The following is a 10,661-nucleotide window of genomic DNA, read 5'->3' as shown; positions in this document are numbered from 1 at the left end:
GGGTTATTTTTACTCGCGAAGATGAATCCCCTAAAACATCCCTTCAATGCGCAAAAAACAGTTTTGGTTAATTGTAGTTCTCTTTAGTGTTCAATTTATAGCAGCACAAGTTAAAATAGGCAGTAATCCTAATCTTATTGACGCTGGCTCTATCGTAGAATTAGAAAGTAGCAACAAGGCTTTAGTCTTAACAAGACTAAGTAGTTCGGAAATGTTAAGCCTCACGCCCTTACGTGGTGCTATTGTCTATAATATTGATGCACAATGTGTTCACTTTTACAATGGCTCGGAGTGGGAAAATCTTTGCGAGGAAACGGGGACAAGCGGATTTTCTTTTACGGACAATGGTGATGGTACAATTACCCTTAGTGATGGTTCCGGAGGAGAATTAACGTTTAATGGAGCTCCAGAAACACCTTCAACCTTGATCGATAATTTAGACGGAACTTACACCTATACCAATGAATCTGGTGAAGAGACTGTTATTAACGCTGGTGGAAGTGTTCAGAACTTAAACACAGATGGTACCGCAGGGAATATTGCCATAACCGATGGAAATACGCTTACCTTGAATGTGAATGATGCCGATGCAGATGCTGGGAATGAAATTCAGGATTTACAATTTTCAAGTAACACAATTACTTTATCTGGAGATCCTGATGGTACCAGTATAGATCTTTCTAGTTATGACGATTCCGCGGCCATCGCAGCGGTTCAGGCGGACGTAGATTTGAACGAAAGTGATGCGGATGCAGCTATTGCAGCGGTTCAGGCCGATGTTGATTTGAACGAGAGTGATGCCAATGCGGCTATCGCCCTAAAAGAAGATAGTGCCAACAAGTCCACCGACGTTACCTTGGCAGACGGGACCAACACCCTTTTCCCAACCGAACTCGCGGTGAAGACCTATGTGGATACGCAAGTAGGAACGATCACTACGGACGATGATATCTCCGCGGTCGACTTCGACGGAACCAACCTGAACGTTACCGAAAGTGGTACGACATTGTCCGCCGATATCTCGGCACTTGACGATTCCGCAGCTATCGCAGCAGTTCAGGCGGACGTAGATTTGAACGAGAGTGATGCGGTTGCGGCCATTGCAGCCGTACAGGCCGATGTTGATTCGAACGAAAGCGATGCCGATGCGGCAATTTCAGCCGTACAGGCAGATGTTGATTTGAACGAATCCGATGCAGATGCGGCTATCGCTTTAAAGGAAGACAGTGCCAACAAGTCCACCGATGTTACACTGGCCGACGGAACCAACACCCTGTTCCCTACCGAACTTGCGGTGAAGACCTATGTGGATACACAAGTAGGAACGATCACCACGGACGATGATATCTCCGCGGTCGACTTCGACGGAACCAACCTGAACGTTACCGAAAGTGGAACCACATTATCCGCCGATATCTCCGCACTTGACGATTCCGCAGCCATCGCAGCCGTTCAAGCGGATGTGGACCTAAATGAATCAGACGCTGATACAGCAATAGCAACTTTACAAGCCGATGTGGATTTGAACGAAGCCGATGCGGATGCGGCCATTGCAGCCGTACAGGCGGACGTGGATTTAAACGAATCCGATGCCGATGCAGCAATCGCAGCGGTTCAAGCGGACGTAGATTTGAACGAAAGCGATGCCGATACGGCTATCGCCCTAAAAGAAGACAGTGCCAACAAGTCCACCGACGTTACCTTGGCAGACGGGACCAACACCCTCTTCCCAACCGAACTCGCGGTAAAGACCTATGTGGATACACAGATCGGAACGATTACCACGGACGATGATATCTCCGCAGTCGACTTCGACGGAACCAACCTGAACGTTACCGAAAGCGGAACCACATTATCCGCCGATATCTCGGCTCTTGACGATTCCGCGGCCATCGCAGCGGTGCAAGCGGACGTGGATTCGAACGAAGCCGATGCCGATGCGGCCATTGCAGCGGTGCAAACCGATGTGGATTTGAACGAAGCCGATGCCGATGCGGCCATTGCTTTAAAGGAAGACAGTGCCAACAAGTCCACCGACGTTACCTTGGCCGACGGCACCAACACACTCTTCCCTACCGAACTTGCGGTGAAGACCTATGTGGATACGCAAGTAGGAACGATCACCACGGACGATGATATCTCCGCGGTCGACTTCGACGGAACCAACCTGAACGTTACAGAAAGTGGTACGACATTATCCGCCGATATCTCGGCACTTGACGATTCCGCGGCCATCGCAGCGGTGCAAGCGGACGTGGATTTGAATGAGAGTGATGCCGATGCAGCAATCGCAGCGGTTCAAGCAGATGTGGATACGAACGAAAGTGATGCGGATGCGGCCATTGCAGCGGTGCAAACCGATGTTGATTTGAACGAATCCGATGCAGATGCAGCTATCGCAGCGGTTCAGGCGGACGTAGATTTGAACGAATCCGATGCCGATGCGGCCATCGCCCTAAAAGAAGACAGTGCCAACAAGTCCACCGACGTTACCTTGGCCGACGGCACCAACACCCTTTTCCCTACCGAACTCGCGGTGAAGACCTATGTGGATACCCAAATTGGGACCATTACCACGGACGATGATATCTCCGCAGTCGATTTCGACGGAACCAACCTTAGCGTTACCGAAAGTGGTACGACATTATCCGCAGATATCTCGGCACTTGACGATTCCGCGGCCATCGCAGCGGTGCAAGCGGACGTGGATTTGAATGAGAGTGATGCCGATGCAGCAATCGCAGCGGTTCAAGCAGATGTGGATACGAACGAAAGTGATGCGGATGCGGCCATTGCAGCGGTGCAAACCGATATTGATTTGAACGAATCCGATGCAGATGCAGCTATCGCAGCCGTTCAAGCGGACGTAGATTTGAACGAATCCGATGCCGATGCGGCCATCGCTTTAAAGGAAGACAGTGCCAACAAGTCCACCGACGTTACCTTGGCCGACGGCACCAACACCCTTTTCCCTACCGAACTCGCGGTGAAGACCTATGTGGATACCCAAATTGGGACCATTACCACGGACGATGATATCTCCGCAGTCGATTTCGACGGAACCAACCTTAGCGTTACCGAAAGTGGTACGACATTATCCGCAGATATCTCTGCTCTTGACGATTCCGCGGCCATCGCAGCGGTGCAAGCGGATGTGGATTCGAACGAAAGTGATGCGGATACGGCCATTGCAGCGGTTCAGGCGGACGTAGATTTGAACGAATCCGATGCCGATACGGCTATCGCTTTAAAAGAAGACAGTGCCAACAAGTCCACCGACGTTACCTTGGCCGACGGAACCAATACCCTCTTTCCTACCGAACTTGCGGTGAAGACCTATGTGGATACTCAAGTGGGAACGATTACTACGGACGATGATATCTCCGCGGTCGACTTCGACGGAACCAACCTGAACGTTACCGAAAGCGGTACGACATTGTCCGCCGATATCTCGGCACTTGACGATTCCGCGGCCATCGCAGCGGTTCAGGCGGATGTGGATTCGAACGAATCCGATGCCGATGCGGCTATCGCCCTAAAAGAAGATAGTGCCAACAAGTCCACCGACGTTACCTTGGCCGACGGCACCAACACACTCTTCCCTACCGAACTTGCGGTGAAGACCTATGTGGATACGCAAGTAGGAACGATCACCACGGACGATGATATCTCCGCTGTAGCATTCGACGGAACCAACCTGAACGTTACCGAAAGCGGTACGACATTGTCCGCCGATATCTCGGCTCTTGACGATTCCGCAGCTATCGCAGCAGTTCAGGCAAACGTAGATTTGAACGAAGCCGATGCAGATGCGGCCATTGCAGCCGTTCAAGCAGATGTGGATACGAATGAATCCGACGCCGATGCGGCTATCGCAGCGGTGCAAACCGATGTTGATTTGAACGAATCCGATGCAGATGCAGCTATCGCAGCCGTTCAAGCGGACGTAGATTTGAACGAATCCGATGCCGATGCGGCCATCGCTTTAAAGGAAGACAGTGCCAACAAGTCCACCGACGTTACCTTGGCCGACGGCACCAACACCCTGTTCCCTACCGAACTCGCGGTGAAGACCTATGTGGATACCCAAATTGGGACCATTACCACGGACGATGATATCTCCGCAGTCGATTTCGACGGAACCAATCTTAGCGTTACCGAAAGTGGTACGACATTGTCCGCCGATATCTCGGCTCTTGACGATTCTGCGGCCATCGCAGCGGTGCAAGCGGATGTGAATACGAACGAAGCAGATGCCGATGCGGCCATTGCAGTCGTACAGGCAGATGTTGATTCGAACGAAAGCGATGCCGATGCAGCTATCGCAGCGGTTCAAGTAGATGTGGATACGAATGAATCCGATGCCGATGCGGCCATCGCAGCGGTTCAGGCGGACGTAGATTTGAACGAATCCGATACCGATGCGGCCATCGCCCTAAAAGAAGACAGTGCCAACAAGTCCACCGACGTTACCTTGGCCGACGGCACCAACACCCTCTTCCCTACCGAACTTGCGGTGAAGACCTATGTGGATACTCAAGTGGGAACGATTACCACCGACGATGATATCTCCGCAGTCGACTTCGACGGAACCAATCTAAGCGTTACCGAAAGTGGTACGACATTGTCCGCCGATATCTCCGCACTTGACGATTCTGCCGCTATTGCAGCGGTTCAGGCGGACGTAGATTTGAACGAAAGTGATGCGGATGCAGCTATTGCAGCGGTTCAGGCCGATGTTGATTTGAACGAGAGTGATGCCAATGCGGCTATCGCCCTAAAAGAAGATAGTGCCAACAAGTCCACCGACGTTACCTTGGCAGACGGGACCAACACCCTCTTCCCTACCGAACTTGCGGTGAAGACCTATGTGGATACTCAAGTGGGAACGATTACCACCGACGATGATATCTCCGCAGTCGACTTCGACGGAACCAATCTAAGCGTTACCGAAAGTGGTACGACATTGTCCGCCGATATCTCCGCACTTGACGATTCTGCCGCTATTGCAGCGGTTCAGGCGGATGTGGATTCGAACGAATCCGATGCGAATGCGGCCATCGCAGCCGTTCAAGCGGACGTAGATTCGAACGAATCCGATGCCGATACGGCCATCGCCCTAAAAGAAGACAGTGCCAACAAGTCCACCGACGTTACCCTGGCGGACGGCACCAACACCCTGTTCCCTACCGAACTTGCGGTGAAGACCTATGTGGATACTCAAGTGGGAACGATCACCACTGACGATGATATCTCCGCGGTCGACTTCGACGGAACCAATCTTAGCGTTACAGAAAGTGGTACGACATTATCCGCAGATATCTCCGCACTTGACGATTCTGCCGCTATCGCAGCCGTTCAGGCGGATGTGGATTCGAACGAAAGTGATGCGGATGCGGCCATTGCAGCCGTACAGGCAGATGTGGATTTGAACGAAGCCGATGCGGATGCGGCCATTGCAGCGGTGCAAACCGATGTTGATTTGAACGAAGCCGATGCCGATGCGGCCATCGCCCTAAAAGAAGACAGTGCCAACAAGTCCACCGACGTTACCTTGGCCGACGGAACCAACACCCTTTTCCCAACCGAACTTGCGGTGAAGACCTATGTGGATACGCAAGTAGGAACGATTACCACCGACGATGATATCTCCGCGGTCGACTTCGACGGAACCAATCTTAGCGTTACCGAAAGTGGTACGACATTGTCCGCCGATATCTCGGCTCTTGACGATTCCGCAGCCATCGCAGCGGTACAAGCGGACGTGGATTCGAACGAAGCAGATGCGGATACAGCCATCGCAGCGGTACAGGCAGATGTAGATTCGAACGAAAGCGATGCCGATACAGCTATCGCAGCGGTACAGGCCGATGTGGATACTAATGAATCCGACGCCGATGCGGCAATTTCAGCCGTACAGGCAGATGTGGATTTGAACGAATCCGATGCCGATGCGGCCATCGCCCTAAAAGAAGATAGTGCCAACAAGTCGACCGACGTTACACTGGCCGACGGCACCAACACCCTGTTCCCTACCGAACTCGCAGTGAAGACCTATGTGGATACACAAGTAGGAACGATTACCACTGACGATGATATCTCCGCGGTCGACTTCGACGGAACCAACCTGAACGTTACCGAAAGTGGAACCACATTATCCGCCGATATCTCGGCTCTTGACGATTCTGCCGCTATCGCAGCAGTTCAGGTCGATGTGGATTCGAACGAAAGCGATGCCGATGCGGCCATTGCTGCAGTACAGGCAGATGTAGATTTGAACGAGAGTGATGCGGATGCGTCCATCGCCCTAAAAGAAGACAGTGCCAACAAGTCGACCGACGTTACACTGGCCGACGGCACCAACACCCTGTTCCCTACCGAACTCGCAGTGAAGACCTATGTGGATACACAAGTAGGAACGATCACCACGGACGATGATATCTCCGCGGTCGACTTCGACGGAACCAACCTGAACGTTACCGAAAGTGGTACGACATTATCCGCAGATATCTCCGCTCTTGACGATTCCGCAGCCATCGCAGCGGTTCAAGCGGACGTAGATTTGAACGAAAGTGATGCCGATGCGGCTATCGCTTTAAAGGAAGACAGTGCCAACAAGTCCACCGACGTTACCTTGGCCGACGGAACCAACACCCTCTTCCCTACCGAACTCGCGGTGAAGACCTATGTGGATACTCAAGTGGGAACGATTACCACCGACGATGATATCTCCGCAGTCGACTTCGACGGAACCAACCTTAGCGTTACCGAAAGTGGAACCACATTGTCCGCCGATATCTCGGCTCTTGACGATTCCGCAGCCATCGCTGCAGTTCAAGCGGACGTGGATTTGAACGAAAGTGATGCGGATGCAGCTATCGCAGCCGTACAGGCAGATGTTGATTTGAACGAATCCGATGCGGATGCGGCCATTGCTGCAGTACAAGCAGATGTGGACCTAAATGAATCAGACGCTGATACAGCAATTGCAGCCGTACAGGCCGATGTTGATTCGAACGAATCCGATGCCGATGCTGCTATCGCTTTAAAGGAAGACAGTGCCAACAAGTCCACCGACGTTACCTTGGCCGACGGAACCAACACCCTTTTCCCTACCGAACTCGCGGTGAAGACCTATGTGGATACGCAAGTAGGAACGATCACTACGGACGATGATATCTCCGCGGTCGACTTCGACGGAACCAACCTGAACGTTACCGAAAGTGGTACGACATTGTCCGCCGATATCTCGGCACTTGACGATTCCGCAGCTATCGCAGCAGTTCAGGCGGACGTAGATTTGAACGAGAGTGATGCGGTTGCGGCCATTGCAGCCGTACAGGCCGATGTTGATTCGAACGAAAGCGATGCCGATGCGGCAATTTCAGCCGTACAGGCAGATGTTGATTTGAACGAATCCGATGCAGATGCGGCTATCGCTTTAAAGGAAGACAGTGCCAACAAGTCCACCGATGTTACACTGGCCGACGGAACCAACACCCTGTTCCCTACCGAACTCGCGGTGAAGACCTATGTGGATACGCAAGTAGGAACGATCACTACGGACGATGATATCTCCGCGGTCGACTTCGACGGAACCAACCTGAACGTTACCGAAAGTGGTACGACATTGTCCGCCGATATCTCGGCACTTGACGATTCCGCAGCAATAGCAGCCGTTCAAGCGGATGTGGATTTGAACGAATCCGATGCGGATGCGGCCATTGCTGCAGTACAAGCAGATGTGGACCTAAATGAATCAGACGCTGATACAGCAATTGCAGCCGTACAGGCCGATGTGGATTTGAACGAAAGCGATGCCGATGCGGCCATCGCCCTAAAAGAAGATAGTGCCAACAAGTCCACCGACGTTACCTTGGCCGACGGCACCAACACCCTGTTCCCAACCGAACTCGCGGTGAAGACCTATGTGGATACGCAAGTAGGAACGATTACCACCGACGATGATATCTCCGCAGTCGACTTCGACGGAACCAACCTGAACGTTACCGAAAGCGGAACCACATTATCCGCCGATATCTCGGCTCTTGACGATTCCGCGGCTATTGCAGCGGTTCAGGCCGATGTGGATACGAATGAATCCGATGCGGATGCGGCCATTGCAGCCGTACAAGCAGATGTGGACCTAAATGAATCAGACGCTGATACAGCAATTGCAGCCGTACAGGCCGATGTGGATTTGAACGAAAGCGATGCCGATGCGGCCATCGCCCTAAAAGAAGATAGTGCCAACAAGTCCACCGACGTTACCTTGGCCGACGGCACCAACACCCTGTTCCCAACCGAACTCGCGGTGAAGACCTATGTGGATACACAAGTAGGAACGATTACCACGGACGATGATATCTCCGCAGTCGACTTCGACGGAACCAACCTGAACGTTACAGAAAGTGGTACAACATTATCCGCCGATATCTCGGCTCTTGACGATTCCGCAGCTATTGCAGCGGTTCAGGCCGATGTGGATACGAATGAATCCGATGCGGATGCGGCCATTGCAGCCGTACAAGCAGATGTGGACCTAAATGAATCAGACGCTGATACAGCAATTGCAGCCAATATAGCAGCCATTGCTGCACATAACTCTGCCGATGGAGATTTAAGTGATGTCAATGAAATACAAAATTTATCCATCTCCGGTAATGACCTAAGTATTGATGGCACTGGAGGTAATACTGTTACCTTGCCATCTATTTCAGGCACACAAGGCTCTATATTTTTCGCTGATACCGACGGAACTCCTACAGAGGATAATGCACAATTATTTTTTGACGATGTCAACAATCGTTTAGGTATCGGCACCGCTACACCTTCAAACAAATTGGAGGTTTCTGGAGCTATTAGATCGCAAGGAATACTGAATTCGAATGGAACAGCTGGCGAACCTTCCTACCGATTTTCAGGCGATACAAATACGGGAATGTTTAGACCTGCGGCAGATGAAATAGGTCTTACAGTAGGCGGTATAGAGGCTATTAATATTGATGAAACATCTGGAAATACTACAGTAACCATTAACGAATCTTTAGAATTAAATGGCCAAGTGCTAGACGAAAATGATTCTGTAGGTACCGCTGGACAAATATTAACCGCAACAAATACTGGAACGGAGTGGACAGATAATATTAGCCCTATTAAAGCTTTTGGGAAAATTAATTCAGGTGGCGGTGTTACCCGCGCCACAACAGGTGTTGCAGCTACAAGAATAAGCACAGGAAGATATAGAGTAACCTTACCTGCCGGTGTTGTATCTGATGCAGACTATATCATTCAATTAACACAGCCCGGTAGAGGTGGTTCAGGTAATGATGATCCTGGTATTTCCTATAGTAATCAGACAGCTACAACTTTTGAAGTAATTATTGGTGATAATGATAATGGCGGTACCGATAGATCACGGTTTGATTCAGAATTTATGTTTACGATTTTAGACTTATAGATGAATACGAAAATTAGAATCCATATTTTTTCATTCTTATTTACCGTAATAGTGTATGGTCAAAATGCCGTTCATAACTATGGTAATATCCAAATACATGATACTGGTTTGGTCGGTTTCCACATGAATGTAATTAATGATGGCGCTTTTAATCAAAATCTAGGTCTCGTCGGTTTCTATAATACGGACAATACCATCACACTATCCGGAACTTCTAATCCAGTATTCTATGATGCTGAAATTGCAGTGGATAATGGCTTTTATTTGGAAAATACCATGGGTGTTCTGAATAATTTAAATTTTATTGCCGGTACAATTTTTACTCCAAGAACAGCATCCGAAACTAACCTAAGTTTTTTGTCTAACTCCTTTTATATCGGTGAATCGGACAATACCAAAATAGATGGCTATGCTTCCATTCAGGGTAAGCAGTCATTTACTTTTCCATTAGGAATGGACGATAGGCTTAGACCATTAGTCCTTGAATCTAATGCAATCAATGACTACGCCAAGAGTGCCTATTTTTACGAAGACCCTAACAGTCCGGTTTATTTTGGAACGTCGTTTGACACCAATGCTGTAGAAGACGAATTTTTATCTGTAAGCAATTACGAATTTTGGCATCTGGACGGTGAGATTCCATCCAGAATTACCTTATCATGGGATGATGAAAGCTTTGTAAGTTTACTTGCTGAATTCACTTCCGACCTCAAAGTAGTCGGATGGAGTTTTGCAGAAAGAAGATGGGTGAATTTAGGAAATACCAATGTAGAAGGTAACTTGGATAATGGAACCGTTACTTCGGAAGAATTTATTCCAAATGAATATGCCGTATTGACAATAGGCGGAAACAACGATTTACTTGAGACTCTGGAAAATATAGAACTAGACAATTATTACATGACTCCGAACGGGGATGGAATTAATGATTTTCTAGTCATTGAAGGCATTGAAAACTCACCGAACAATACGCTTCAAATTTTTAATAGATATGGAATACTGGTTTATTCCAAACAAGGATATGACAATTCTTTTGATGGTATTGCTAATGTAACAAGCGTATTATCAAGAAATAAAGGATTAGCTTCAGGAATTTATTTTTATATCGTAACATTAAACGATATCAAGAAAAAACATCAGGGATATCTATATTTAACGAGTTATACGCAAAACTAAATTGCTGTAATAAATAGCATTGGTT

Annotated in this window: 2 protein-coding genes; both read left to right on the top strand. The window is 49.3% G+C overall.

All coding sequences use genetic code 11. The features are described 5' to 3' along the window. Positions 1-46: 46 nt before the first annotated feature. The gene (locus SJY09_RS00935) at positions 47-9,460 is read left to right on the top strand and encodes a beta strand repeat-containing protein (RefSeq protein WP_396637104.1); all 9,414 of its coding nucleotides are present in this window, start codon (positions 47-49) and stop codon (positions 9,458-9,460) included. Next, on the top strand, positions 9,461-10,636 hold the full coding sequence (locus SJY09_RS00930; protein WP_396637103.1) for a gliding motility-associated C-terminal domain-containing protein: 1,176 nt from the start codon (positions 9,461-9,463) through the stop codon (positions 10,634-10,636). The last annotated feature ends 25 nt before the right edge of the window (positions 10,637-10,661 follow it).

Source organism: Maribacter sp. R77961, from assembly GCF_044594925.1.
Taxonomy (GTDB): domain Bacteria; phylum Bacteroidota; class Bacteroidia; order Flavobacteriales; family Flavobacteriaceae; genus Maribacter.
Note: the sequence above shows the minus strand (reverse complement) of the source record. Positions and strands in the feature narration are given on the sequence as shown.

What these genes read in the sequence shown, in the direction of transcription:
- SJY09_RS00935 (WP_396637104.1), top strand. Translation starts at nt 47, where the DNA reads ATGCGCAAAAAACAGTTTTGGTTAATTGTAGTTCTCTTTAGTGTTCAA.
- SJY09_RS00930 (WP_396637103.1), top strand. Translation starts at nt 9,461, where the DNA reads ATGAATACGAAAATTAGAATCCATATTTTTTCATTCTTATTTACCGTA.